The sequence below is a fragment of the Pseudoalteromonas sp. JC3 genome (assembly GCF_030291895.1).
GTDB lineage: Bacteria > Pseudomonadota > Gammaproteobacteria > Enterobacterales > Alteromonadaceae > Pseudoalteromonas.
Genome location: NZ_CP127855.1, coordinates 2,887,161 through 2,913,318, shown reverse-complemented (window position 1 = coordinate 2,913,318; position 26,158 = coordinate 2,887,161). Strand labels below are relative to the sequence as shown.

Here is a 26,158-nt window from a genome sequence, read left to right as displayed (position 1 = left end):
ACTTGGAGATAGGAATGGCCAATAATAATAACAGACGCCATGTGACAGGAAGGTCACGGCAATTTAGCAAGTCTGCACTGGTCCTCGCTATGTTATCAGCTACTAACTGGGCAATGGCTGAAGAAACCGAAAAAGAGGAAGCGCAGGAAATCGAAACGATTGAGGTGCGTGGGATCCGCGCATCTATGGCCGAAAACTTGGCGATTAAGCGTTTATCAAACGCGATTGTGGATGCCATTACAGCAGAAGACATTGGCAAGTTTCCCGATAAAAATGTGGCGGATTCACTGCAACGCGTACCCGGTGTGGTGATTTCTCGTAGTGGCGGGGAAGGGGAAAACGTCAGTATTCGTGGTCTTTCCTCTGATCTTACTTTTACGCAGTTAAACGGCAACTTTATCGCGTCTTCTCCGGGCTCGCCGTCGCGCTCTTTTAGTTACTCTTTGTTGCCTTCTACCATGGTGCAATCGGTTGAGGTGTTTAAGTCTTCTGAGGCGCGTTTAGATGAAGGTGGGGTTGGCGGCACGGTTATTCTACACAGCCGGAAACCGCTGGATATGGAGGCAAATTCTGGGGCGTTGAATGTTGAATATACCTACGCTGATGTGACTGAAGAGTACGAGCCTAATTTTAGCGGCGTTTATTCTTGGAAGAACGAAGAAGAAACCTTTGGCTTGCTAGTTGGTTATACTAAACAAGACCGTACCAACCGTTCTTTAGGCGGTGATATGTCGGGCGGTGGCGGTTGGCGTTGGGCAACGAGTTCAGACTTGCAAGCAACGGACACGGCGGGCAATGTGATTGCTGATAGTACACGTCGATTTGCAGCGTTAGAAGATGCTTATGGTAACGTTTATGATGGTGTTTGGGCACCGCAAGTTGCAGGTATTGGGGTAACCAAAGAAAAACGTGAACGTCAGGGGTTACAAGCCACCATTCAATGGCGTCCAATAGATGATTTATCTTTAACATTCAATCATTTTCATTTTGAGCTTGGGCAAAATCGCACCACGTCACAAATGTGGATCCCAGAATGGAAGTACAACCCAGATTATCTTACCGGTATTACTCTAGACGAAACCGGTACGATTGTGACTGGCATGGACTTTACCAGTGGCGCAGGTGGCACTGAAGGGAATCTTGAATTTCCTTGGATCATTGGTAGTTATACGGTAGAAAAAGATACCTCGGATACCTACGACTTCGCCTTTGAGTATGCCGGTGACTTATATGACTTACGCGGTAAATTTGGTCACACTGAAGCCAGCGGTGGCCCTTCAGAATCTTGGAGTGCGGCGTATAAAAGCGGCCAACCTGCGAGTCGCAGCGATTCCGGGCAGGTTGAAAACGCCGCTTCATTTGCAGGGTGGCGATTAGGTGACAGAGTGTCGCTGTACGCTGATCCCGCTTTGTTGTCTAACCTTCAGGCTGGTATTGCCGGCGATCCCGATCCGGGTTCGACAGGCTCAAGCTTTGTCGTCAGTGACTTAGAAGAGGACTATGCTCAGTTAGACCTTGATTATCGCGTCGGGTACGGCATCGTTGATACGCTGCGCGTCGGTGCTAAATATCGTAAAGCAACACTACACCGCGAAACCAACAACACCTTCTTTATTACTCAAGATGGGGCTGACAGAATTGCCAGTGGCGAGCTAGATCCATTTAGTCAAGGTGCCATTGATGAAGTGTCTTATCAGTGGATTGGGGGTATGCCAAAACTGGAGGATATTTTGAATGCAACGTCTGAACAAAATATCCCAGGCGGTTTTGAAGTGAATGCGATGCCCACGATCAATTGGGATCGATACCGCGAAATTGTGACTAGTGAATATGTTAAGCACACGCGCCGTGAGCCTGATTTTGTGTTCGACATAGAAGAAGAGATCATGGCCGCCTATCTACAGGCCGATTTTTCTTTTGGAGATTTTAGAGGAAACATCGGAGTACGCTATGTCGAGACTGAAACGCAGATTATGTCGTCGGATAAAATTAACTACTTTTTAGATGACATTGATGATGTCACCGAAGAGGATATTTTAGGTGATGAACGTCTCATTGATGTTGAAACCACCACCGTGCGTACCGTAACCGACTCACAATTTTTACCTAGTTTCAATATTGTCTGGGATGCCAGCGACAATCTTGTCATACGTGGTGCTATCGCCAAAACGATGTCTCGAGCTCCGTTCAACGACATGGGTGCGCCAGAGCAGCTGACCTTTATCTCTCAAGAATGGGCAGACGATAGACTAGAGTTTAGAGGCAACCCTGTGGAGCCAGGGTGGCGCGGCTCAGGTGGTAACAAGGCGCTAAAACCATTTGAATCGGTACAGATGGATTTATCTGCGGAGTATTATTATGGCGAAGGATCTGCGGTTGGCATTGCGGTATTCAACAAAGACGTAGATAACTTTATCGTGCCTTTGATTATTACCTCAGTAAGGCCGTTTGAGGGCTTTGATAACCCTTTTACCGGTGTTGAAATTGTACCGCCGGGTGATATTACCGTCACGCCGTTTACCACCACCGCCAATGGTACAAACGCAACCTCTCGGGGAATAGAGCTGTTTGCACAACATGCATTCGACAATGGCTTTGGTCTCAACGTTAACTACACCCTAAACGATACCAATCAGGCAGACATTAGCGTAGACGGTGAAAAGGTCGGTGAGTCTGCGCTTGTTGGCAGTGCCGATAATCAATTTAACTTCTCCGCCTATTACGAGAATGACACTTTTAGTGTCAGAGCATCATATAACCGCCGAGGAGAAACCGCTTTGGGGCTTGCCGACGGACTCACTGTATATCAGGAACCATACCAACAAGTTGATGTGAACGCTTCTTATAACTTGATGGAAAACTTGATCCTAACCGCGTCTGTGATCAACCTAACCAAAGAAGAACCGAGAACCTTTTATGGTGAAGATTCTAAAGCGAGATTGCGCAGCAGCAGCTACACCGGGCAGCGCTACTATGCCGGGATCACCTATCGATTTTAACTTTGGCGATAACCATAAAGTAATGCAAACAGGGTGAAGTCGTGTCAGCACAACGAGAAACAATATCACGGCTTATCACCTGCTTGTGGTGCGTTTATATCAACCTAGTCACACGAGTTGGTTGATATGTAAGAAGGGATAAATATGAAAACGTTAAATAAAATAAGAAATGCGATCCCGCTCATTGCCGTTAGCAGTTTATTGGCTGCATGTGGCGGCGGGAGCGATGACCCAAAAGTTGAAGAAGTGCCAGTAACCCCTGCTGTGACGACGGCAGAAGTATCTGGTTCAGTGATAAAAGGCGCGTTGAGCCAAGCCCGCATTTCGGTGACGGCGCTCAATGGCTCTAGCATGATGATGGATGAGAACTCGGCAACCAGTCAATCGGGGGAGTTGTTTATTGAACTGACGGGTAAAGCCGGGTTTGGCATTAATTCCACCATTAAAGTGACCGCCACAACGAGTGAAGGCTCGCAGATGCGCTGCGACGCCAGTCGCTGTGGTTCTGCAGGAATTGGGGAGCAGGTAAGTGGCGATTACATTGCTGGTGTGACTTTGGCTACCTTAAGTCATGTCGCCGTGCCGTTTGGTTCAAATGCCGATGGCAGTGCTGATGCTACCATACAAATCAACGCCTTGACGACACTAGCAACCATGCTGGTAGAGCAGCAAATTGCTGAGGGGCGTAATGTCTCTACTCCCGAATTAATGGCATTGGCAAAAGTGGAGATGTCTGCGTTATTGCTTCGGGCCCTTGGCTGGCAAACCGGGAACATCAATGTTTTTGAGTTACCTGTGGTTAGCGCTGATCAATTAACGAATTTTGAATTAGGAGAAACTTGCACAACCTCTGACTCTGGTGAGCAAAGTTGTGAGATGACATATGTTTCCGAAAGTGTGCAAAAGCTTTCTCTATTCAATGCCGCGTTTGCACAGTTTGACGAGCAAGGCTCTTTGCAAGGCGTCTTAAGCGACTCAGCTAGCAATCTTAGCGCCGCACTTGGCGGTGATGAAGTTGCACTTGAAGCGCTTCGATTGCCAATTTACAACGCGCTTCAAGCTCACCCATTAACTGCGCAGCTAGATCTTAGTGCCGATAGTATTATGGACTTAGCGTTACCATTATTTGATGAGCCGGTCTCCACGGGGCCGATGCAGCAAGTCGTGACATCAGGTGCCACTATCACAGCAAGAAATGCTATTGGTGATGCCGAGAGTGCAGACAAAGCATTTGATGGCGATCCACAAACTAAATGGCTTGACCACAATGACTGGCAGGGGCCACCTACTGAGGAAGCGCCATCTTGGATCCAGGTGGATTTTCCTACTCAACAAGCAATTAGCGGTGTTTACATTACCAGTGCTAATGATGCCCCAGAGCGAGACCCTGAAAACTTCTCTTTACTAGCTTCTAATGATGAGGGTGCGAGTTGGGTTAATTTGGGTAATGTGGTTGGGGCGTCGTTTGAAGCGCGCTTTGAACGTCAAGGCTTTGTATTTGGTAATGCGCAAAAGTATACAAGCTACCGAATTGCAGTGACAAAGAACAAAAATAACGATGGCTTACTGCAAATTGGAGAAATTCAATTTGTCGGGCCGGTTTATCCGAGCGTTGACCATACTGATACTGAGACGTTTGCGGTCACGGCAAGCAACAGTATCGGTGAGGGGGAAAACCAAGATAAGGCATTTGATAACGACCCAACCACTAAGTGGCTAGATCATAATGATTGGCAAGGCCCGCCTACCGTCGAAGCGCCTTCATGGATCCAAGTAGACTTTAATGAGGCGGTGGCGGTTAATCAGCTTGCGATAACGAGCGCCAATGATGCACCAGAGCGAGATCCTGAGAACTTTGCTTTGTTTGGCTCTAACGATAACGGGGTTACATGGCAGCATTTGAGTAATTGGGTTGGTGAGTCTTTTGAAGCGCGAGGGGAGCGTCAAAGCTTTGTGGTAGCGAATCAATTGCCATACCAAAGCTATCGTCTTGAGATAACCAAGAACAAAAATAATGACGGCTTGATGCAGCTTGCTGAGATTGAATTAATCGGTCCAGAAATCTCTGGATTAGATCATGCACAAGTACAAGGTGCGAGTTACTCGGCGCGTTTTAGCATTAGTGATTCAGAGGGCGCAGCGCAAGCATTTGATAAAAATGTTGAGACTAAATGGCTCGATCACAACGACTGGCAGGGGCCACCCACTGTTGAAAATCCGGCTTGGGTTCAAGTTAGCTTGCCGCAAGCGCAAGCGGTAAATACTTTGTACATTACCAGCGCCAATGATGCGCCGGAGCGTGACCCTGAAAACTTCCAACTTTTAGCATCTCACGATGGGGAAGTGTGGCAAGTATTAAATACTTGGGTAGGAGAATCGTTTGAATCGCGTTTTGAACGTCGTGCCTTCGCGTTTGCTAATGGTTTGGCTTACTCACATTATCGCTTGTCTATCAGTAAAAATGCGAATAATGATGGATTAGTGCAAGTAGCTGAAATTGAACTCGCTGGACCTCAGTATGCACTTGAAGATTTATCTGATTTGGCTGGAACAAGCTTTACCGCGCGTAATCGTATTGGAGATGCAGAAAGTGAACAAAAGGCGTTTGATAATGATATCGAGACAAAATGGCTAGATCACAATGAGTGGCAAGGCCCGCCAACAGAGGAATCACCATCTTGGATCCAAGCTGATTTTACTACGCCACAGATTGTGAGTGGTTTGGCAATCACCAGTGCCAATGATGCACCAGAGCGCGATCCCGAAAACTTCCAGTTACTGGGTTCTAATGATGGCGGTGAGACGTGGACAGAAGTTGCGGTTTGGGTGGGAGAAAGCTGGGATGAGCGCTTACAACGAAGAGCGTTTACTTTCTCCAATGCTTTTGCCTATAGCAGTTATCGTCTAAATATTAGCAAAAATGCGAATAACGATGGCTTAGTACAGATCTCAGAAATCGAGCTCCTAGGCCTTAGCGGCGAATAGCCTGAATATCCTAAGGTTAAACAAATCTCAACCAAAAAAAGCCAGAATGCAACTTGCGCTCTGGCTTTTTATTTTTCTCAATGAGAGTGACTTAATATGATTGATTATGCCAATTTACTTAATTAAGAGGTCTATTTTGAGGCAAGAAAATCTTGTCGATAGCCCCGCTACCGCGTCCTGCTATCGCCAAGGTACCTACCTCCGTGTAGGCAAGGCAAAAATTTTGCTATTTAGTTGCTCTAAATGAGAAATTTTTAACGCAGCTAGCGTCAGATTTAATCCCTCAAATTGAGCAAGTATTGAGTCAAATTGGGATTATAACACCTCTACTGCTTGCAAAGACTCGCTTTGGTAGCAGCCCAACAAGCGTACAAACTGGGTATGGTCTTTTAATTCTTCAAGTGCTACTTGGACTTGTGAGTCTGCAATATTGGCAAGCAAATCTACATAAAAGACTTCTTCCCAAGGGTTACCAGGTACTGGGCGTGACTCTAACTTAACCATATTGATATTGTGCTGTTTAAATACCATCAGCGCGTCAGCAAGTGAGCCTACTTGCTGTTTGGTGGCCATAATTAAACTGGTTTTCGTTGGGATTTGAGTAGACACTTGAAGTGCTTTTCTTGCTACCACAATAAAGCGGCTATGGTTTTCGGTCTGATTCGCAAGGCCAGACTTCACCACTTCTAGACCCATATTTTTACCAGCTTGTGCAGAGCCAATCGCGGCACTATTTGGGTGCTCTGCAGCTTGCTTTAATGCACTAGAGGTTGAGTCGCAAGTTTCATGCTGAATATCCCCAAGACCTTGAATAAAACGGCTGCACTGCGCAAAAGGTTGAGGGTGCGCATAAATTTTGTCGATCGCTTGTAATTCTGTGTCTGGCAAAGCCAGGAGGCAATGCTCTACGGTATGCGTTACTTCACCCACAATAGATACTTGCGCATGTTGCAATAAATCGAATACTTCGTTGATACTGCCTGAACTGGTATTTTCAATAGGTAAGATACCAAAGTCAGCTTGGCCTTTCTCTACCTGCTCGGTGATTTGCTCAAAGCTTTGGCAACCCATTTCCACAAGCTTACCGGGACGACGACTGAAGTATTTATGACAAGCAAGCTGGCTATAAGAGCCTTGTCCACCCAAGTAGGCAACGCGGTGTGTATCACCTACGGCATCGGGGTTTAAGTTCTTTTGCAGCATGGCTTGCTGGTTTAATACAGAGTCTTCTAAGATAGTTTGGAAAACGCTGTTTATATAAAAGGCATCAAGACCCAGAGATTTACCATATCGGATCAGTTTCTCCAGCAATGCCTGCTCACGTGCTTCATCACGGATAGGTTTGTTGTTGGTAATCTTATATTCCAGCACGCCATGACTAATGCGACGTCGCTTTGCCAGTAAAATCAGTAATTCTGAATCTATCTCATTGATGTCATGCCTAAGGGCATCTAATGTATTTTGTGTCATAGGTCCTCACTCCCATTTAGCCAAAAAAAAGCCTCCCGAAGTTGGGAGGCTTAGCTATTCTTTTTCACTCGCGAACAGTCAAGCCTCTTCACCTAAAGAAGCTAAAAAAGAAATATGTGTTGCTGTTGCGTGTGATGAAATTCATTTATTCAAACCTTACTTTGAAACTGAATACATTATTAGCATAGAACTAAACGAGAAAACAAGTACTACTTTGGACGTATGCGCAAAAACCTAAGTTATTTGGTAGATAAGTGTCCAATCTCAGTGAGTTAAGTACGTTAATCAAACGTAACTTATTGGCGAGTCGAAAAATATTCTGGTATATTCAGGCAACACCACCACTGTAAATAAAAGAATAGGCTAACTTGTGGGCAATCGTCGTCCCCCATCAAGATATGGTGCAAGCTCTTTAAGTGTAAAGCTGTCGATGTTGATTTCGGCCGTGTGTTTGATCGCGGGGGTTTTTGCTGCGGCATTGATGCTAAAATCTGAAGAAAAGCAGTTAATCTATGAAGAGTATGATGAGCTCAAGCGTTTTAGTGCGCAGGTGAACAATCAGTTCTCAAATTACCTCGATCTTAAAGCCAACTTGGCCGAACAAGCCAACTCAGTGGTTTCCAAACACTTACTTTACGGTGTTCAAGATTTATCTGGCGCACAAGCGAGCGTTGACGTGCGTGGCGAAAACTTAGCGAGTACAGCTAAAAATGGCCTCTCTGCAGCTATGTATACTGGCAATTTAAAATTGCAGTCAGTGCAAAAGCTATTTTCTGAATCTGAATTGCTCTGGAACATTCTTGCGCCTCCACTGTTACAAGATTTCTTTAATTTTTACTTATCTACAAAAGACGGCTTTGTTCGTGTTGCACCTCCTAATGCCTTATTAGCGAAAGACCCAAGGCTGGTAAATAATCAGCTTCATAACTTGCCTGTTTTACACGCTGAACAAAACCCAACGAGGGAAGCGGTTTGGTCGGGCGTGTATTTTGATAGGGTTTGGAACAAGTGGGTGGTGAGTATTTTGGTGCCTTTATACTTACATGATAAATACCTTGGGTTAACGGGTAGCGATATAGAGTTGACCACCTTACTCGAAAAATTACCTAAATCTGACCATCAGCAAGGCTTCATCGTTTTTGATAAACAGGGTCGGTTATTGGCAGCTCCAGGTCTGTTTAAAACCACTGCTACGACCGGGCAGCTACTGGACCACAACAAACTACCTGAAGACTTGAGTAAAATAGTACAAACTGCACTTATTACTAAGCTACCAAATATCCAAGATGAATTTAGGTATAAAGACAACTGGCATATTATGCACGTGACCCATATTGCCAATTTAGATTGGTACATTGGGATCTACAAGAAGCGGGCGTCGGCTATCTCGGCCATTGAAGAGCTTAAAGTTAAGTTCTTTGGTTTGTTTATTCTGTATGCCATTTTTGTTGCGATATTACTGCATCAGGTTCTATATCAATTAGTACTCAAACGCATCAATGCGCTTGTTAAAGCAGTGAAGGGATTTGGCCGAGGGCAGTGGGATACGCCAACCTTACCCCATACCGATGACGAAATAGGTCAATTGAACGCCTCATTTAATGACATGAGTGTTGAGATAAAACAGCTTGTAAATGGCCTAAATCAACGTATTACAGAAAAGGAAATCGCAGAAAAGGCGGCAAACCGTTTGTCAAAAGCTGTGGCTTTTTCTGGTACTGGCGTTGTATTGACCAATGAGCATTTTCAAATTGAGTACGTCAATCCAAAAATGCAGGAAATGACGGGCTATGATGAACAGCATTTTATTGGCTCTCCGCTTTTGAGTATTATTTCAAAAGACATGGCAATTCTCATTGATGATATCGATATTGACTTACGCAGTCGCAATCATTGGCGCGGGGATACCATGTTGGCGGGTAACAGAGAGGCGCCTATTTGGGTCAGTTTGAGCGTGTCGCCGATCCGTGAAGAAGGCGGCGCAATTTCAAGTTATGTCGCCTCAGCCCAAGATATTTCGTTTGTAAAAGAAAGCCAGCGTAAAATGGAAGAATTGGCTTACTTTGATACCTTAACTGGCCTTGCCAACCGAACGTTTTTCAGGATGCAGTTACGTAAATCCATGGCGCTTGCCGAACGTGGCCATTACGCCTTTGCTCTATTTTACTTTGACTTAGATGAGTTTAAACGCATCAATGATACCTTGGGACATGACGCGGGTGACCGCTTATTGCTTGAAGTCGCGACGAGATTGAAAAAGCGGCTCCGTGCAGAAGATACCATTGCCAGATTGGGTGGGGATGAGTTTGCGGTGTTACTGAGTGGCATCAATGAGCGAGAAAATGCCATGGAAGTTGCCAATATCATTCAAAAGACACTGGCAGAACCAATAAAACTGGGGAATAACGAAGTGATCGTCAGTGCAAGTATTGGTATAACCATGGCTCCGTTTGACAGTAAAGAAGAGGAGCAGCTGCTTAAACATGCAGATTTGGCAATGTATCAGGCCAAAGCAAAAGGGCGGAACACTTACCATTTCTATAGCCAAGATTTAGACGAAGCTGCTAACGAGCGCCTATATATAGAAAACGAGCTGCGTATAGCAATTAAAGCGCAACAATTTACCTTGCATTATCAGCCACAAGTGAACAGTGAAAGTAGAGAGGTTGTAGGCTATGAAGCGCTTATTCGCTGGTTCCACCCGAGCGAGGGAACTATTCCGCCAAGTAAGTTTATTCCAATTGCTGAAGCGACAGGCCTAATCGTAGAGCTTGGTGCATGGGTGTTAGAAGAAGCGTGCCATTTTTCTCGTCGTTTAAAAGCCGCGGGGAAGATTGCCAACATATCCATCAACCTTTCTGCGAGGCAGTTTAAAGATGCACAATTGATCAGCACGCTGTCAGATATTATAGACAGAACTGAGATGGAGCCGACTCTACTGCACCTTGAGCTTACCGAGAGTATGCTGATGGGAGACGTGGAAGCGGCAATCATACAACTTAAAGATATCAAAGCGCTTGGTGTTTCACTGTCTATTGACGACTTTGGTACAGGCTATTCGTCTTTGAGTTACATTAAGCGTTTCCCAGTTGATATACTCAAAATAGACCGCTCCTTTGTAAAGGATATCCCTGAAGATCCGAACGATATGGAAATCACTGCAGCTATCATTGCGATGGCGCAAAAATTAAATTTGCAGGTTATTGCTGAAGGGGTGGAGACTGAGGCTCAGATGACGTTCTTGGCGAAAAATAACTGCTATATTGTACAAGGTTATTACTACAGCCCGCCGTTAAGTGAAGCCGAGATTTTGCGGTTTGCCCCAGCGGTATAGCGACTCAGCCCCAAAGCTTGGGGCTGAAAATAATAAGCGCTTAACCACCAGCGATTTTCACTTTGAAGCCTTGGCCTTCTAATAATTGCTTAAGCTTTTCTCTGTCATCGCCTTGAATTTCAATAACGCCTTCTTTAACTGCACCACCTTGACCCATTTTAGATTTAAGCGTTTTTGCCAATTTCTTGAGATCGTGCTGTTCACTATCGATGCCAACAACAAGCATAACACCTTTACCTTTGCGCCCTTTAGTTTGTCTTTCAATACGAACGGCGCCGTCCTTAAAAACTTTCCCTTGAACTTCTTGCTTTGGCTCTTTGGTGTCAATACGGCCTACATCTGTGGAGTACACAAGTCTTGATTCTGACATTGATTCTGGTCCTCTTACGGGTTCTTTGCAGAGATCATAGCAAAAAGCAGATTAGATGTTTTTTATTTTTTGCTAAATGATTTTTAAGCGTTATATTTAAATTGGTGAGGGGAAACAAATCAAAATAATTTAGGAGCTTAATGATGAGCTTGAGTAAAAACGCTTCTGCTGACGGTAAGACACTAACCATTCAAATTAGAGGCAAGTTCGACTTTAATTTGGTGCAATCGTTTCGTCAGGCGTATGCGGAGGTGAATGATCAAACCGAAAAGGTTGTTGTTGACCTGCGTGAAACCGACTATATGGATAGCTCCGCTTTGGGTATGCTGTTAAATATGAAAAAAACACTAGGAAGCTCAGTTTCTAGCATTCAAATTAGTAATTGTCGTCCACAACTTAAGAAAATCCTCCAGATCTCTCGTTTTGATAAGAAGTTTGATATTGACTGAACGCCGATAGATTAGCCCCTCATGAATATCTTGGTAGTCGACGATCAGGTATTAAACTGTAAGCTGCTCAAGGCGATGCTTGAGCAACAATTTTATACCGTTTTTTGTGCGCACAATGGTCGTGATGCATTAAAAATTCTCGAAAGTCAGGACATCGACATCGTGCTGCTAGACGTTGTCATGCCCGTAATGGATGGCTTTGAGACTGCCCCCAAAATAAAGCAATATGCGGGCGACGTATACCTCCCCATCATCTTTATCACTGCACTTGAAGATCAAAGCAGCTTTGAAAAGTGTCTCGCTGTAGGAGGCGATGACTTTATTCATAAGCCGTTTGATAAAGTCATTTTATCAGCCAAAATCAAAGCGCATGCGAGGACCCGTAGGCTCAGCCAACAAAGCAACGAACAACGCCGACAACTAGAATATCACTATAACCAAATAGAGCGAGAGCACGAGATTGTTGAGCACATCTTTAGTAATGCGCTTGCACAACAATCTGAATATCCTGAGATTTGTGAATATCACTTGTCACCCGCGTCAATGTTTAATGGCGATATGTTTTTAATGGCCAAGAGCCCGATGGGTGGCTTTTATTGTTTACTTGGTGATTTTACTGGCCATGGTTTAGCAGCTGCGGTCGGCGCGCTTCCTGCGTCGCGCATTTTCTATACTATGGTGCAAAAGGGGATGGCGGTGAGTGATATAGCCGTTGAGCTCAATACCGCCCTTAATGAGTTATTACCCGGTCATATGTTTTGTGCAGCAGCAATCATTGAATTGAGCAGCTCAGGGAAAAGTGTTTCTGCTTGGCTTGGTGGTTTGCCAGATTTATATCTGATTGACCAAAATGGTAGCCTTATTAAAACCATTGAGAGCCAACATATGGCACTCGGCATTTTAGAAGTCGATGAGTTTGAACGTAATCTGCTGCATTTTGAAGTTAGCCCCGACCAACGCCTCGTAATGGCGACAGACGGTATCATCGAGTCTGAGTCTGAGCGGGGGGAAATGTATGGCGAACGACGGTTAAAGCGCTTGCTGGCGAGTCGGCAGCATATTTCCACGGATCAAATTATCTCTGAAGTTCGCGAGTTTTCTGGCAATACAGAGCAACAAGATGACTTAAGTATCGCGATTGTTAATTGCGTTGCTAGCGATTCAATTGTTTCTGTGCCTAACCATTATTCAAGTTTGCCGTTTAATATTTCGTTATCTTTAGATGCCAAGCAGATGAAAACGACAGATCCGGTACTTGAGCTGGTGGATTTGCTTAGTGAGGTTGACGGTATTTCGGCGCATCGCTCTAACATCTTCTTATTACTCTCAGAGGCCTACAATAATTCTTTAGATCACGGTGTGCTGGGGTTAGATTCTGAGATTAAAAACAAAGAAGATGGGTTTTTTGAGTTCTATAGTCTGCGAGAGAGTGTTTTGAAGGAGCTAAAAGAAGCGCTAATTATTATTTCTGTGCGCTATAGCCCTGAAGAGCTAAAGCTATACTTCAACATTTGTGATTCAGGTAATGGTTTTGAATCAAGCGAGCGCAATAAAGCGCAGCAAGAGCATAGCCACGGTCGAGGTGTTAGCTTACTTAACGAGATTGCCCAAAGCGTTAGCTACAACAGTGCTGGAAATGAAGTAGAAATGATTTATTCACTCACCTCCAAATCGGTCTAACTTCCACTCAAGCGCATTTCACCTCTGCTTTAGTTTAATATCTATTCCTATTACTCTATGTACCTGTTTTTTAGTGTTGGCAAGGTATAAAGAGCGTGGTAAAGTTGCATTAACTTTAGATGTTTAGATGGCTAAAATGTCAGATTATATTTCATTGAGTGGATTATCTATCTCCCGCGAATTGCTTTTGCTGCAATTAGAAAAACTAGATGCTTATATTGAGCAAAACTCAAGCCTTGCTGTGTGGTCATATCAGATCCCTGAGCTTGGGGAAGGAGGCGCTTGTAGCTTGTTTGGGCACCTTCAGGAAGCGCCTTTTTTGTTGAGTGACTACGTTGAAAAGAACACGGTGAATGAGCAATCGCTTGCTAAGCTACAAACGATAGTGTCAGCGGTAGTTGAATTTACAGCTGTTGATTGGTTTGGCATATACCAAGCAAGAGCGACAAATGAAGGGAAACAACTTCTCAAATTAGCGTACTCTGGCGCGCCGAGTAGACCGCTATTCCCAATAACGGAGGCTTTTGCCGCTACGTCAAATAATATTCAAACGGTATTAAGTGCTAAAGCTCGAGTGATTAATGACATCCCTCAATATGTCGCCAGTGGTGGAGAGTACTACACTTGCGATCCAAAGGTGAAAGCAGAAACCTGTATGCCATTATTCGATGATGCTCAAAATTGTATTGGAATTCTTGATGCAGAAGCGTTTTCTGAGTCATTTTTCAACGAAGAAATTTTAGCATTGCTTGCAGCAGCATGTACGAGAATCCCTGAATATTTACCCAAATAATTATCGGAATGTCCGGCTGTAAACTTGACGCCTTTGTGGTGCTGCCAAGTTTACAAAAATGAATAAAATTCTAGATAAATATGGTAACTGAGATGCAAGTCTCTATGTTACCATCAAGTCTACTGGAATCGGGCGTCAGCCGCTCGAGTTTGCATTAATTAAAATAAAAGAGATAAGCCATGTTCTCAGAGCTAAAACCACTTCCAACAGATCCTATTTTAGGCCTGATGGCCGCTTATAAACAGGACACTAACCCAAACAAAATTGACCTTGGTGTAGGTGTTTATAAGGACGAGCAGGGAAACACGCCGGTACTTAAAGCGGTTAAAAAAGCGGAAGCGTTTCGTTTAGAAAACGAAACGACAAAATCTTATATTGGTTTGGCTGGTAATTTAGACTTCTGTCAAAAGATGGAAACACTGTTACTTGGAGAGCATAGTACATTATTGGCAAATCGCGTACGTACGGCGCAAGCACCTGGTGGTACTGGCGCATTACGTGTTGCTGCCGAATTTATTAAACGTTGCAACACCAATGCAACTGTTTGGGTTACGACTCCAACTTGGGCAAACCACATCAGCCTATTTGAAGCAGCTGGTCTAACAGTTAAAGAGTATCCTTACTACGACTACGAAAACAAAGGGTTGTTGTTTGATGAGATGATCAATGCGCTGAAGCAAGTACCTAAAGGTGATGTAGTACTACTTCATGCATGTTGTCATAACCCAAGTGGTATGGACTTAAATCAAGCGCAATGGAAAGTGGTTGCTGAACTTGCAAAAGAGCAAGGCTTTACGCCATTAATTGATATTGCATACCAAGGCTTTGGTACTAGCCTTGAAGAAGATGCACAAGGCCTTAGAACGGTTGCGGATACAGTTGATGAAATGATCATCTGTTCATCTTGCTCTAAAAACTTTGGTTTATACCGCGAGCGTATCGGTGCGTGTTCAATCATTGCAAAAGACAGTGCAACTGCTGATGTTTCAAACTCAGTATTACTTAGTGTGGTTCGTAGTATCTATTCAATGCCGCCAGCACACGGTGCTGATATTGTAAATACCATTCTAAGCAGTACTGAACTTACGCAAATGTGGTACGACGAACTTGACGAAATGCGCGGTCGTATCAATGGTCTACGTACGTTGATCAAAGAAAGCCTAGCTGCAAAAGGTGTTGAGCAAGACTTCTCGTTCATTGACCGTCAGCACGGTATGTTCTCTTTCTTGGGTATTAATAAAGAGCAAATTGACAGACTACGCACTGAATATGCTATCTATATGGTAGGCTCTAGCCGCGTTAACGTAGCTGGCGTAAGCAAAGACAATATTGACTACTTTGCTGACGCAGTGGCAAGCGTGATTAAATAATACCACGCTACACAGCACAAAATAAAAAACCGCAGAACATGCGGTTTTTTATTTTCAGCCTAAACCACCCACTGAAGTAAGTGGTTATTATCATTTAGGCTTGCTTAATTTTGGTCACTTTATCTGGATCTGACGCTTTTTCGTTTTCAGATTTGTTTTTGGTATTGGCCTTTGGTGCTACTTTGCCACCTTTTAACACAGACACAAAGTCATCTTTTTGTTTTGCAATTTCAAGCGCTAGGGATTCAACTTGTTGTTCACTTAGCGGCACGTCAACTTTCGTTAGCATGTCTTCCAATGCTTCAGCTACATCTAGCATCTTATCATAAGCATCAGCTTCTTTTTTAGACGTGAAAGTCATACGCTCGACTCCATTTCTTTCAACAACATATTTGATGATAACGGCCATGGTTATTCCCCTAGTCACTGTTTTTTTATACAGTAAATCGAATCGAGTGATTAAGCAAGTTATTTTGAAAATTTTTCAAGTGCTGTTGAGTGAAGTAGAATTAATTAAATTCATTAAAAACAAAAGCTTAATGTTTATTTTGATTTTTGAAAGAATGAATGTTTTTTGACAAAGTCAATATTCCAATCTTTATTTAAAAAGCTTGCTGCAATCATCCATTGAGAGGAATGCAAAAAGCTTTGGATACTTTTTACGCACAAGGAGTGTATATATGTTCAATAAACCCACCATACTTTCTATTTTATTGGCGTTAGGTTTAAGCTGTTCAAGCGTGCTCGCAAAACCTGCGGAGCAAGCAAAGTCAGTCTTTCAAACACAGCAGCAAAGTGCTGTACTCGATATTAATTCTGCTGACGCTTCGGCGCTTTCAAGTTTACCAGGGATTGGTATTCGTAAAGCTGAAGCCATCGTAGAGTACCGCAAGAAAATGGGGCGCTTTAAAACAACAACGGAGTTGCTGGAAGTAAAAGGAATTGGGAAAGGAATATTGGCAAAACTGGAGGGGAAAATTAGAGTCTAGTCGTAGTTATTGTGTGCGAGCTTAGCTGCTCGCACACAGGTAAATTAAAGATTAGGGCTTATTCGAGGCGTTAAACTCAGCGATTGCCTGAGCTAACTTGGGTTTGCCAAACTGTATTTCCAGTGGTGTGGTCAGTAGCGGATAAATTAGTCCTGCTACCAATAAGACAGGTAATAACAGCCAGCCTTCAAATACGACCAATGAGGCAAAAAATGGTGTGAGCAGTAGCAACTTGGCTATTCTTAACACGACCTTTGTTTTTGCATCAAGGTGGCTAAGTGCAAGACGTAAGATCATCTGCTTGTCACGTAATTTAAACGCTCTCAGTTGCTCAATTTGGCTTAACCTAAAATGCATGAATGTGATATCTCAACTTCTTTTGGTAACGTGGAAAAATAAGAAAAGAATAAATGCAACACTATAAAATGCAAAGATAATTTCCATCCATCCAGGCATAGATAATCCTGCAAAAGACCAATCTATGTTGCCGCAGTCACCTGTTGCAGCAAAAAAGCTTGGTAGCCATTCATGCAGCGGCATAAACGCAGGAAAGTTTGGTACAAAGTCACAGGTAAAAGCAAATGGATCCGTTGTGGTTTGCATACTGATATGTTCACGGGCGATAAAATAACCCCAAATACTGCCTACACCCCACGAAACAAATGCCAGACTACGCAGCGCGAATGAGCGAGGAGAAGTCATACCGATTAAACCAGCTGCTAATAACCCCAACATAGCAAAACGCTGATAGATGCACATAATACAGGGCTCTAAACCCATACCGTATTGGAAATACAGTGCAGCGGCTTCAAAAATAGCAGCGGATAGTGCTAGCAATCCCCAAGATTGCCTAGAGAGATGAAAAGATGAAATCTTCATTATAGAGAAACCCTTTTTGTTTTATTATGCTTTATCTGGCCGCGTTAGAGCAACCTTACTTCGCAGTGTGCGCTATCTTTGCAACGATTTTTCGACTCTTGTTACCTGCAGAAGTTCGAAAATATCAAAACAGACCACTTGATTAAGTCAATTGAAGTGAGACCGACATTATCAGCATTTCTATTCTAACGTATTTACTCATTCACTTTTCTCGAGGGCATCGATATGAAAAGTCGCACGCTCAAAGGCGGAGCCATGTAAGATAACATATTCAATATCGTTATAAGCCGCGACTGACTGCAAAGGGTTACTATTTAAAAGTAATAGATTTGCCACTTTTCCAGCTGCGATACTGCCGTACTGGTTGTCTATTGCAAATGCTTTCGCATTATTAATGGTAGCAGCAGATAGCAAGCTAACGAGGCCTACTCCGGCTTGATCCATCATCGTTAATTCTTGATAAGTCGATAAGCCAGGTTGCGAGACATAAGTTGGTGCGGGTGGCGTATCTGAGCCAAGCAGCAAGGTTGCGCCATTTTTATATAGATAATTTAGTGCTCGTTGCCCTTGTGAGAAAACTTGCTCAAGTTTAGCGACCTTTTGTTGATTACTTATTTCACCCCAGCCTTGACCCATTTCTCGAGAAAACCAGCGACCAGGTTCACTTTGATACCAAGCAATTTGAAACGGAGGTAATACGGTACGATATTCAGAGGAGAAGGTAAAAGTGTTGTCAGTCACTTTCGCCAGAGCATTCATCACATTTAATGTGGCTTGATATGCGATGCCTTTTTCGATGATGGTATCCAGCACAGCTTTTACATTGGTTGGCAGTTCGCTTTCGCTAGGGGCTGTATTTGGCGATAACCAGTTCCAAAGTCCATGCGCCATAACGTTGATATTGGCATCTACAGCAAGTTGTTGCATATCAACGGCATTCGCATGTGCCATTACGGGTAACTTCAATGAGTTTGCGGACTCGACTAATTGTTTAGCAGTTTCTTGGTTAATAAGCGGTATAGCACTGTTTTCTCCAAAGCCATCTTCAAAGTACAGTTTGGCACAAGTTGCACCGTCAGATTTCATTCGCGTCAAGGGCTGAGCTCCTTGGTGAGCGTGTGCTTGAGATGGCGTCAGCTCATAAGCAGGATCGCCGTGTTGTGCAGCAAAGTAGGGTTTATGTTGATGTAGCTTTGAGTAACTAAGGCCTTCAGCATTATACCCTTGGTAAACCGGCATCGCGCCACAAAAGTAGGCGTCGGGTGCGGGGCCATTTGCTGTAAATTCGGTCATGCCGGTTGCAGTGTTTGACGGGTCAATAACTTGCGTGACGCCATAGTAAAGATAATTAGCGCCTTGCCGTTGTAAAAATGCTGCCTGCATTTGGCGAGCTTTAGGGGAAGTGTTAAGCAATCCCGGCATTGTTTTTAGGTGGACATGGCTATCGGTTAACCCTGGTATGAGGTATTGACCATGAGCATCAATGACCTGTGCTGCATCCGGTTTTTGACTTGAGTCAGAGACTTGTATAATTTTGCCATCTTGGATGGCGAGCCAATGATTGGAAATGATATTGACTTGGTGCTTATCAATAGGATTTAAAATGGTAGCATTGTCGATACGAAGGTCCACTGCTGCAAATAATGCATGAGAAGACAGGGCGCAACAGGCCGCAAATATTAATGTTTGTTTTTTCATAATGAAAACCAGTTAGTGTCGTATTAGATGCCTTCGAGCATAACTGGCGAGGTACTTTGTGTTTTAATTTTCATATAAATTAACTCTGAAATTTTTCTTAATTTAATTAAAACTATAACAATCAATAATGTAAGGTGTTCGTGGGTTGAAAAATTTGCTTTTGGGAAATTGGCTTGTCGTGCCTAAATTGAACCAGATTGTGGAGTATCCGACTGGCCGTGAATATACCGTCACCCCAAAAGTGATGAAATTACTGTTGGTGCTGGTCGATGCGAAACCTGAGCCTCTGAGTATTGATACCCTCGTCGAGTTAGTTTGGCACCCGAAGGTGGTGTCTGACAATTCGGTCTATCAAGCTGTTGCGCAGTTAAGAAAGATTTTAAACACAGATCCGCAACACGAAGAATACATAGAAAGAATATCAGCTCAAGGCTACCGCATTCATCCAAACATTGCGCTTAGAGAGCATAAAGCGGCTGTGATGCCTGTGAGCAAAAAGCGAATTTGGCTGCTTGGTGTCATCATTACGTTGCTCGCTCTCATCGCTTTTTTTGCTTTTTATATTCAAACTGATCAAAAGCACAAGACACAAAACAACCCGTACTTTGATGAGATCACTCTTGCCACACACCTATCCCAAAGTACAGCGGTGGAAGAGTTAGCGCGAGCGAAAACGATTTATCAACAAGTGTTATCTAAACAAAGTGATAATGTCGAGGCACTTAGTGGCTTGTGCAATGTCTTTATGGGGCTAAGCGTATATGGCGCGGTGTCAGAGTATGAATCGCTTGCTTTATGTCGGCCATTGTTAGAAAAAGCACGGATCTTAGATGATACAAATATTGAAGTGATAACCTCTCTTGCACGCTTTGCGGTGATGGAGAATGAAATTGAGCAAGCACAGAATTATTTTAAGCGCGGATTTGAGCTCTCAACCAAGCATGCTCGCCTATGGCATTGGTACGGTCGATTTCTTCGGGACCAACACAAAATATCCGATGCAATTGCTGCGCATAAACAAGCGTATCAGTTAGCACCAAACGATGCGGTTATTATCCGAGGGTTAGCCTATGCCTATTTGAATTTTAGAGAGTTAGTACTCGCTCGAAAATATTTTGATCGTAGCGTTGCCGTAGCCCCTCACACCAAGAACAATCCGCTCTATGCGCTAGACTTTTATCCGCTTAACCAGAATAGAGCAAGCCAATATTTGCTGTGGTACCGCAACAATCACATCAGTCATAGTAAATTGTACCCCGCGCAGCAGTTGAGCCACATATTGGTGTTATTGAGTTTAGGGCGAGCAGAAGAAGCTGAGGAAAAATATCAGCAAGCCGCAAATTTAGGTTCAATTTCTACAGCATTTAGACTCTATGTTGAATCTGGGATCGCATGGCGACAAGGCGATTTCGAAAAGGCCGAAGAACTCTTAAAACAGCGATACGAGCTCGACTCAAAGGGTAATCATTATGTGATGCCTTATATTCTTGCTTTACTTGCACAGCAGAGAATACAACCTGCGCTAACACTTTTTGAACAGCATTTTGCTGATATCGCGGCGCTTAAATTGCCAGAGGCAGGTAATGTAGGGCAATACCTTACTTATGCCCTGATGCTGAAACGTACAGGTGAACAAAGCAAGCTTAAGCGAGTAACACAGTTGTTGGCACAATACCTTAACCAAGGAAATCAGCTAGATGCAGCGTTATCTCCTTACTGGTTTGCACTTAACAATGACGTAGCAGAAACGAAACAAGCGCTAACGCAGCTGCTCAACACAGGTTGGTTACCCGACTACAATGATAGTTTTTTTGCTACGGATCTTTATCTCGCTTTGACATCAGACCACGAATTTAAACAAGCATGGCTGAATAAGCTTGAAAGCAGACAAAACGAGCTCTAATACGTTTGGTTACTCAGGTATAAAGTTCGCTATGTGATTTAAAAATAGGGAGCGAATTTTTTTGGTGTTTTCAATATGTGCAATACTGCTATTGATTATGCTTTTCACACATTAAAACTTCATCGCATAATGGCAAACTACATGGCTTATAATTTGGGGTCAGAAAAATTACTAAACCGTTTGGGTTTTTGTAAAAGAAGGGTTGGCGCATGAGTACCTTAAAATTGCCGGTAAATGGGAAGATCATATACTTACCTCTCTCACGAGCAATCAGTGTGCATCACATTGCAATTAGCGGGCAAAGCGCTGTTACGCATTTTTGTGTTAGCTCCGCCTTTCTATACAAAAATACTTCACTATAATTTACCGCTGTTGCGGCGTAATAAACATAAAACAATATGAGCAATCAACAACATTGGCAAAGGAAGTGGAGAGAAGTATTAGGAGAGTCGACTGACTCAATGCCTGATATCAGGGAGGATTATGCTCTTCATTTCGACATATGGAAACTAGATGATGAAAAGCTCGAAGCCTGCTTTTCAATATTTCCAAATGGCAAGCGAATACTTAAAAGAGTGAAAGAAGTCAGAAAAGTGTGTCCGCAATCTACAGATACTGATGATGAAACACTCTTAAGCAAGCTAAATCAACTCAATGAAAATATAGAGATTGTGCTTCAAGCATTCGGCGATCAAGCACTTATTGAGTTAAATAGAGAAAAGTCTTCCACTGAGAAATGTCGTGTTTATCGAGGCAGTGAAACGCTAAGGTGTGAAGTGTTTAAAAATGCGGATCCACCCACCATACATTTAGATGATGCACTGTCTGAAATTATCAAGAAACACTGTGGTGGAGAAGGTTACGAAGCACTTTTCTTTTTAAGTGAGCCGCTATACCAATTGGCAGGTTGCGATTATACCGTTTCGCATTGGATAGCATGGGCGATGGTAGAAAACGAATACGATACCGATCCGTACTACGAAGCATTTGAGTTATACAAAATGAAAGCAGAGGCAGGATGGTCTGATGAGGAGCAATTTGTTTACATTAACAGCTCAGTGTTGAGCGAAGATGAGCCTGTTATGGCCAAGTCTATATCGCCTTAAGTGAGTTCTAAGTCTCACACCGCGTAACAATCTCATCTGCATTAAACATGGCTATTTTCAGCTAGGGTGATTTGTAGCTTGTTAGTTGAGCTTCATCTGGTACAATCAGTGGATTAACAAGCACAACCTGCCAATCAAGGCATTGATGTAATAATAAAGTGGTGTGAGATGAGAATTTTCAAAGCCAAGAGCCCAGCTGGATTTGCTGAAGAATATATTGTTGAGTCAATTTGGAACGGCGAATTCCCTCCGGGATCCATTCTACCTGCTGAGCGTGAGCTTTCTGAACTCATTGGTGTAACAAGAACAACACTGCGCGAAGTATTACAAAGGCTAGCTCGTGATGGCTGGTTGACTATCCAACATGGTAAGCCAACCCGGGTGAATAACTTTTGGGAAACGTCAGGGCTTAATATATTAGAAACTTTAGCGCGTCTTGATGAAGATAAGATGCCTGAGTTGACCGATCAGCTGCTGTCTGCGCGTACCAATATTAGTGCTATCTATACGCGTGCGGCGATAAAATTCAATCCGCAGCGTGTTATCGATATTTTGTCTAAGCATGAAGAGCTAGAAGACACCGCAGAAGCGTTTGCCGATTATGACTACCAAGTTCACCATGAGCTGGCAGGTGCTGGGCAAAACAAAATTTATGTGCTTATTTTAAATGGCTTCAGAGGTTTATACTCAAAAATTGGTTGCCATTACTTTTCTGATTCAAGAACACGAGGACTGGCGAGACAGTTCTATGCAGATTTAACCAAACTGGCAGAAAATCAAGAACACGATGGTGCTATTTCATTGATGCGTAAGTATGGTCACCAATCGGGTGAAATTTGGCAGCAGATCCGCGGTGATATGCCTGAAAATATCATGGACTAATGTCCACTGAGTGATAGACATTTTAAAAAGGCTTCTTCGTGAAGCCTTTTTTGATCTCCGAATGGCATTTTGAGCGGAGGCATTTTTGTCTCATCGAATTTATAGATTGGTGCTATCGGTAAATTCGATTGTTAATTATGGCGCTTGCCAAATACACTAGGCGCAGTTTTTGGCGGTGAGAATGACAAAGAGACTTTGGTTATGAATTTAGCTAGGGTTGTTTTTTCATAAGCACGCCACAATATTATGAACAAGATATTTTGGTCTCGACACGAGATACCAAATAAGATTGGAAATAAACCTAACTATTGGAGATAAAAATGGGTGTATTAGTAGGCCGCAAGGCACCAGACTTTACAGCAGCAGCAGTACTAGGTAACGGTGAGATCGTAGATAGCTACAACCTGCACGAGCGTATTAAAGGTAAAAAAGCGGTTGTTTTCTTTTACCCACTAGACTTCACGTTTGTTTGTCCTTCAGAGCTAATCGCGTTCGACAAGCGTTACGAAGAGTTCCAAAAGCGTGGTGTTGAAGTGATCGGTGTTTCTATCGATTCTCAATTCTCACACAACGCATGGCGTAACACTCCAGTAAACGAAGGCGGTATCGGTCAAGTTAAATACGATCTAATCGCTGATGTTAAGCACGAAATCTGTCAAGCATACGACGTTGAGCACCCAGAAGCTGGTGTTGCTTTCCGTGGTTCTTTCCTAATCGATGCTGAAGGTAATGTACGTCACCAAGTAGTTAACGACCTACCACTAGGCCGTAACATCGACGAAATGCTTCGCATGGTTGATGCACTAGCATTCCACGAAGAGCACGGTGAAGTATGTCCAGCTGGTTGGACTGAAGGTAAAGCAGGTATGGATGCAAGCCCTGAAGGTGTTGCTAAGTTCCTATCTGAAAACGAAGGCGCACTATAATTTAGTGTCGACTTTGTGATATCTCGCTGATATCAAAAAGAAACCCGCCAATTGGCGGGTTTTTTAATGGCTACTGATACCTCAATAGCTTTCTCAGGGTAAAACTTTGACTACTCGGCTACCTTGCCTACTTTAGCAAGTGCCATGCTAGTTAAAGTTGATAAACTGACCCAGTGATTTTATCAGTTGAATGCTTAGGTAAGCGGCAAATAAACTGATCACGGGAGTTGCGAGCAGACTCAGAAATTCGAGTTCATTAATCATTAGTCTCTTCCTTTTTTTCTTGCTCGTTGTTATTGGTTGTTTGAAACGCTTTCTCTAAAGACTGTTTGGTCTCAATTTTTATTTCTTCTAGATTCGCTTTGATTGACTCAGTGATAGCTTGCGTTACTTTGGTTTTTACTTCTTGAAGTAATGAAGCATCAATTTCTGCAGCTGGTGTTGTCATGCTTGCTGTAAACAGTAAAGTGGTCATGGTGATTTTCGCTAAAGTAGTCATAATAAGTTTCCTTGTAATTTGTTAGTCGCAATAACTATTACAAAGGTTGTGCCAAAATGAATTTAAATTTTATCTTATTGATTTTTATGTATTTTAATTTTTTCTTGGCATAGGGGAGTTAATGGGGTGGTGAATTTGACCAGTGCAGAATGGGTGAAATGGCTAAGATTTAGTTAAATTTATTAAGGCTGGATTAAGCGAAGTAAGAAAGGATGAAAAACAAGGTTTGGGCCGAATTAACGGCCAAAGTTAGGGTCATCAGGTAAATCAACCAAGATTAATACCGCCCCTTTACCGCCATATTCTAAAGGTGCTTGGTGCATCGCCAGTATATCTGGATGCTGGACAAGATACTGCGGTACTTTATGTTTAAGCACACGCTCACCAATTCCATGCACCACGCACGCACAAGCAATATGCTGTTTCTTACAAGCATGAATTAATGCTGCCAGTTCTTGTTTTACCGTTTCTTTATTTAGTCCGTGTAAATCTAAGATGAGTTCGGGCGCGTAGTCACCACGCCTTAGCTGCTTTGCTAAATAGCGATCAGCTCCGGGCTTTACGAAATTAATGGTTCCCGAGGTATCAATATCAGGAATATACTCGTCAGAAAAGTAAAACTCAGATTGCTGCTGCTTGACTTGTTGCTTCAGCTCAACGCTCTGAATTTTTTTCTTTTGTTTGAGCTGCACCTGATCTTGTTTGAGGGGTTTTACACCATTCAAAGACTCACGAAACATCGCGAAATCGTCATTTAGGTCAGCATTAGTGTTAGATTCTCTGTTCATGATGGCATTTTAAATAAAAAAAGCATAAAAACCTAGCTTAAAAACCGCTACAATAGCGCCATATAGTTTGATCTTTAGAGAGTCATCATGACGGAAATGTCGCAACCACTTATTACCGAAGAAATGGCCGTTGAAGCCTTTCAAGACTTACATACCATTCAGGACTGGGTACGCTGGACAGCGAGCCAGTTTGTGAGTAACGAGGTGTTTTTTGGTCATGGTACGGATAATCCTTGGGACGAAGCGGTCAGTTTAGTGCTTCCGGTGCTGCATATGCCAATTGATGCTCCCAAAGAAATCATGCATGCGCGTATGACACAAAGTGAAAAAGCGCATCTGATGGAGTTTATCAAAGCACGTATTGAGCAGCGTATTCCCGTCGCCTACTTAACCAATCAAGCTTGGTTTGCTGGTATGCCGTTTTATGTTGATGAGCGCGTATTAGTACCACGCTCACCATTTGCAGAGTTAATCGCAAAACATTTTGCCCCCTGGGTAGCTGCACCGAATAAAGTAACGCGTATTTTAGATATGTGTACGGGTTCTGGTTGTATTGCGATTGCATTGGCCAAAGCTTTTGAGCGCGCACAAGTAGACGCAGTCGATATTTCTTTTGAAGCCTTAGAAGTGGCTGATCACAATATCAATCAGCATATGATGCAAGACAGAGTCTTTGCTATCCAATCTGATGTATTTAGTGGTGTACCGGGTCAAAAGTACGATTTAATCGTAGCGAACCCTCCTTATGTTGATGCAGAAGATATGTCAGATCTGCCAGAGGAGTTCCACCATGAGCCAGAGCTTGGCTTGGCGTCAGGAGAAGATGGCCTTGATGTGACCCGCACACTACTGGCAGAAGCGGCCGATCATCTAAATGATGATGGTTTGTTATTTGTCGAAGTTGGCAATTCTATGGTACATATGGAGCAGCAATTTCCTGAAGCGCCATTTACTTGGTTAGACTTTGAGCATGGTGGTTTAGGGGTCTTTGTCGTATCCAAACAACAACTATTGGAATACTTTAAAAACTGATAGGGA

The 26,158-nt window shown here is 43.2% G+C and carries 22 protein-coding genes; 14 read left to right on the top strand and 8 right to left on the bottom strand.

Annotated features, from left to right (window positions below; genetic code table 11):
- Positions 1-14: 14 nt before the first annotated feature.
- Entirely contained in the window at positions 15-2,999 is a 2,985-nt protein-coding gene (locus QSH61_RS12395) for a TonB-dependent receptor (protein ID WP_174170001.1), read from the top strand.
- Between the two features lie 144 nt (positions 3,000-3,143).
- Positions 3,144-5,984 (top strand): discoidin domain-containing protein, encoded by a 2,841-nt coding sequence (locus tag QSH61_RS12390; RefSeq protein ID WP_174170002.1) that lies wholly within the window; start codon positions 3,144-3,146, stop codon positions 5,982-5,984.
- A gap of 315 nt (positions 5,985-6,299) precedes the next feature.
- On the opposite strand, the gene pheA is transcribed toward QSH61_RS12390, so the two are convergent.
- Positions 6,300-7,454, bottom strand: a complete 1,155-nt coding sequence (gene pheA / locus QSH61_RS12385) for a prephenate dehydratase (RefSeq protein ID WP_102057158.1) — start codon at positions 7,452-7,454, stop codon at positions 6,300-6,302.
- Positions 7,455-7,824: 370 nt separating this feature from the next.
- Between pheA and QSH61_RS12380 the strand changes: the two genes are divergently transcribed.
- Positions 7,825-10,788 (top strand): bifunctional diguanylate cyclase/phosphodiesterase, encoded by a 2,964-nt coding sequence (locus QSH61_RS12380; RefSeq protein ID WP_206471063.1) that lies wholly within the window; start codon positions 7,825-7,827, stop codon positions 10,786-10,788.
- 40 nt (positions 10,789-10,828) lie between these two features.
- Here QSH61_RS12380 and QSH61_RS12375 read toward each other — a convergent pair whose 3' ends face one another.
- Positions 10,829-11,158 carry an SUI1 family translation initiation factor gene (locus tag QSH61_RS12375; RefSeq protein WP_017216143.1) on the bottom strand — a complete coding sequence of 110 codons (330 nt, stop codon included), beginning with the start codon at positions 11,156-11,158 and terminating at the stop codon, positions 10,829-10,831.
- A gap of 143 nt (positions 11,159-11,301) precedes the next feature.
- Between QSH61_RS12375 and QSH61_RS12370 the strand changes: the two genes are divergently transcribed.
- From QSH61_RS12370 to QSH61_RS12355, 4 genes are all read left to right on the top strand, one after another.
- Positions 11,302-11,607, top strand: a complete 306-nt coding sequence (locus QSH61_RS12370) for an STAS domain-containing protein (protein ID WP_010371095.1) — start codon at positions 11,302-11,304, stop codon at positions 11,605-11,607.
- 21 nt (positions 11,608-11,628) lie between these two features.
- Positions 11,629-13,287 carry a fused response regulator/phosphatase gene (locus QSH61_RS12365; RefSeq protein WP_010606710.1) on the top strand — a complete coding sequence of 553 codons (1,659 nt, stop codon included), beginning with the start codon at positions 11,629-11,631 and terminating at the stop codon, positions 13,285-13,287.
- Positions 13,288-13,414: 127 nt separating this feature from the next.
- Positions 13,415-14,080 carry a GAF domain-containing protein gene (locus QSH61_RS12360; RefSeq protein WP_206471062.1) on the top strand — a complete coding sequence of 222 codons (666 nt, stop codon included), beginning with the start codon at positions 13,415-13,417 and terminating at the stop codon, positions 14,078-14,080.
- A 179-nt stretch (positions 14,081-14,259) separates the two neighbouring features.
- Entirely contained in the window at positions 14,260-15,450 is a 1,191-nt protein-coding gene (locus QSH61_RS12355) for an amino acid aminotransferase (protein WP_010606712.1), read from the top strand.
- Between the two features lie 94 nt (positions 15,451-15,544).
- On the opposite strand, the gene QSH61_RS12350 is transcribed toward QSH61_RS12355, so the two are convergent.
- The gene (locus QSH61_RS12350) at positions 15,545-15,859 is read right to left on the bottom strand and encodes a YebG family protein (RefSeq protein WP_010606713.1); all 315 of its coding nucleotides are present in this window, start codon (positions 15,857-15,859) and stop codon (positions 15,545-15,547) included.
- 271 nt (positions 15,860-16,130) lie between these two features.
- Between QSH61_RS12350 and QSH61_RS12345 the strand changes: the two genes are divergently transcribed.
- Positions 16,131-16,439, top strand: a complete 309-nt coding sequence (locus QSH61_RS12345; protein WP_206471061.1) for a ComEA family DNA-binding protein — start codon at positions 16,131-16,133, stop codon at positions 16,437-16,439.
- Between the two features lie 51 nt (positions 16,440-16,490).
- Here QSH61_RS12345 and QSH61_RS12340 read toward each other — a convergent pair whose 3' ends face one another.
- The 3 genes from QSH61_RS12340 to QSH61_RS12330 form a co-directional block, all read right to left on the bottom strand.
- Positions 16,491-16,796, bottom strand: coding sequence for a DUF6170 family protein (locus tag QSH61_RS12340; RefSeq protein WP_017216140.1), 306 nt, complete (start codon positions 16,794-16,796; stop codon positions 16,491-16,493).
- Between the two features lie 12 nt (positions 16,797-16,808).
- On the bottom strand, positions 16,809-17,318 hold the full coding sequence (gene dsbB, locus QSH61_RS12335) for a disulfide bond formation protein DsbB (RefSeq protein WP_206471060.1): 510 nt from the start codon (positions 17,316-17,318) through the stop codon (positions 16,809-16,811).
- Positions 17,319-17,516: 198 nt separating this feature from the next.
- Positions 17,517-19,016 (bottom strand): amidohydrolase family protein, encoded by a 1,500-nt coding sequence (locus QSH61_RS12330; RefSeq protein WP_206471059.1) that lies wholly within the window; start codon positions 19,014-19,016, stop codon positions 17,517-17,519.
- A 145-nt stretch (positions 19,017-19,161) separates the two neighbouring features.
- Between QSH61_RS12330 and QSH61_RS12325 the strand changes: the two genes are divergently transcribed.
- The 5 genes from QSH61_RS12325 to QSH61_RS12310 all read left to right on the top strand — a co-directional run bounded on the left by QSH61_RS12325 (position 19,162) and on the right by QSH61_RS12310 (position 23,833).
- Positions 19,162-20,919, top strand: coding sequence for a winged helix-turn-helix domain-containing protein (locus QSH61_RS12325; protein ID WP_206471058.1), 1,758 nt, complete (start codon positions 19,162-19,164; stop codon positions 20,917-20,919).
- 75 nt (positions 20,920-20,994) lie between these two features.
- Positions 20,995-21,132 carry a GNAT family N-acetyltransferase gene (locus QSH61_RS24330; protein ID WP_349237909.1) on the top strand — a complete coding sequence of 46 codons (138 nt, stop codon included), beginning with the start codon at positions 20,995-20,997 and terminating at the stop codon, positions 21,130-21,132.
- Positions 21,133-21,317: 185 nt separating this feature from the next.
- Positions 21,318-22,025 (top strand): hypothetical protein, encoded by a 708-nt coding sequence (locus tag QSH61_RS12320; protein ID WP_248298615.1) that lies wholly within the window; start codon positions 21,318-21,320, stop codon positions 22,023-22,025.
- Positions 22,026-22,193: 168 nt separating this feature from the next.
- Entirely contained in the window at positions 22,194-22,907 is a 714-nt protein-coding gene (gene fadR / locus QSH61_RS12315) for a fatty acid metabolism transcriptional regulator FadR (RefSeq protein ID WP_010371123.1), read from the top strand.
- Positions 22,908-23,227: 320 nt separating this feature from the next.
- Positions 23,228-23,833 carry a peroxiredoxin gene (locus QSH61_RS12310; RefSeq protein ID WP_010371125.1) on the top strand — a complete coding sequence of 202 codons (606 nt, stop codon included), beginning with the start codon at positions 23,228-23,230 and terminating at the stop codon, positions 23,831-23,833.
- 256 nt (positions 23,834-24,089) lie between these two features.
- On the opposite strand, the gene QSH61_RS12305 is transcribed toward QSH61_RS12310, so the two are convergent.
- Together QSH61_RS12305 and smrB are read right to left on the bottom strand one after the other, a co-directional pair.
- On the bottom strand, positions 24,090-24,332 hold the full coding sequence (locus tag QSH61_RS12305) for a hypothetical protein (RefSeq protein ID WP_206471057.1): 243 nt from the start codon (positions 24,330-24,332) through the stop codon (positions 24,090-24,092).
- A 236-nt stretch (positions 24,333-24,568) separates the two neighbouring features.
- Positions 24,569-25,120, bottom strand: coding sequence for an endonuclease SmrB (gene smrB / locus QSH61_RS12300; protein WP_130163757.1), 552 nt, complete (start codon positions 25,118-25,120; stop codon positions 24,569-24,571).
- A gap of 96 nt (positions 25,121-25,216) precedes the next feature.
- On the opposite strand from smrB, the gene prmB reads away from it, so the two are divergent.
- Complete coding sequence (gene prmB, locus QSH61_RS12295; protein WP_026000853.1) at positions 25,217-26,152, top strand: 50S ribosomal protein L3 N(5)-glutamine methyltransferase; 936 nt, start codon at positions 25,217-25,219, stop codon at positions 26,150-26,152.
- Positions 26,153-26,158 lie beyond the last annotated feature (6 nt).

Coding starts and splice junctions, on each gene's coding strand:
- QSH61_RS12375 (WP_017216143.1), bottom strand. CDS start 11,158: ATGTCAGAATCAAGACTTGTGTACTCCACAGATGTAGGCCGTATTGAC.
- prmB (WP_026000853.1), top strand. CDS start 25,217: ATGTCGCAACCACTTATTACCGAAGAAATGGCCGTTGAAGCCTTTCAA.
- QSH61_RS12395 (WP_174170001.1), top strand. CDS start 15: ATGGCCAATAATAATAACAGACGCCATGTGACAGGAAGGTCACGGCAA.
- QSH61_RS12320 (WP_248298615.1), top strand. CDS start 21,318: ATGAGCAATCAACAACATTGGCAAAGGAAGTGGAGAGAAGTATTAGGA.
- QSH61_RS12340 (WP_017216140.1), bottom strand. CDS start 16,796: ATGCATTTTAGGTTAAGCCAAATTGAGCAACTGAGAGCGTTTAAATTA.
- QSH61_RS12365 (WP_010606710.1), top strand. CDS start 11,629: ATGAATATCTTGGTAGTCGACGATCAGGTATTAAACTGTAAGCTGCTC.
- QSH61_RS12370 (WP_010371095.1), top strand. CDS start 11,302: ATGAGCTTGAGTAAAAACGCTTCTGCTGACGGTAAGACACTAACCATT.
- dsbB (WP_206471060.1), bottom strand. CDS start 17,318: ATGAAGATTTCATCTTTTCATCTCTCTAGGCAATCTTGGGGATTGCTA.
- fadR (WP_010371123.1), top strand. CDS start 22,194: ATGAGAATTTTCAAAGCCAAGAGCCCAGCTGGATTTGCTGAAGAATAT.
- QSH61_RS12360 (WP_206471062.1), top strand. CDS start 13,415: ATGGCTAAAATGTCAGATTATATTTCATTGAGTGGATTATCTATCTCC.
- QSH61_RS12390 (WP_174170002.1), top strand. CDS start 3,144: ATGAAAACGTTAAATAAAATAAGAAATGCGATCCCGCTCATTGCCGTT.
- QSH61_RS24330 (WP_349237909.1), top strand. CDS start 20,995: ATGTGCAATACTGCTATTGATTATGCTTTTCACACATTAAAACTTCAT.
- QSH61_RS12310 (WP_010371125.1), top strand. CDS start 23,228: ATGGGTGTATTAGTAGGCCGCAAGGCACCAGACTTTACAGCAGCAGCA.
- QSH61_RS12355 (WP_010606712.1), top strand. CDS start 14,260: ATGTTCTCAGAGCTAAAACCACTTCCAACAGATCCTATTTTAGGCCTG.
- QSH61_RS12330 (WP_206471059.1), bottom strand. CDS start 19,016: ATGAAAAAACAAACATTAATATTTGCGGCCTGTTGCGCCCTGTCTTCT.
- QSH61_RS12305 (WP_206471057.1), bottom strand. CDS start 24,332: ATGACTACTTTAGCGAAAATCACCATGACCACTTTACTGTTTACAGCA.
- pheA (WP_102057158.1), bottom strand. CDS start 7,454: ATGACACAAAATACATTAGATGCCCTTAGGCATGACATCAATGAGATA.
- QSH61_RS12345 (WP_206471061.1), top strand. CDS start 16,131: ATGTTCAATAAACCCACCATACTTTCTATTTTATTGGCGTTAGGTTTA.
- smrB (WP_130163757.1), bottom strand. CDS start 25,120: ATGAACAGAGAATCTAACACTAATGCTGACCTAAATGACGATTTCGCG.
- QSH61_RS12350 (WP_010606713.1), bottom strand. CDS start 15,859: ATGGCCGTTATCATCAAATATGTTGTTGAAAGAAATGGAGTCGAGCGT.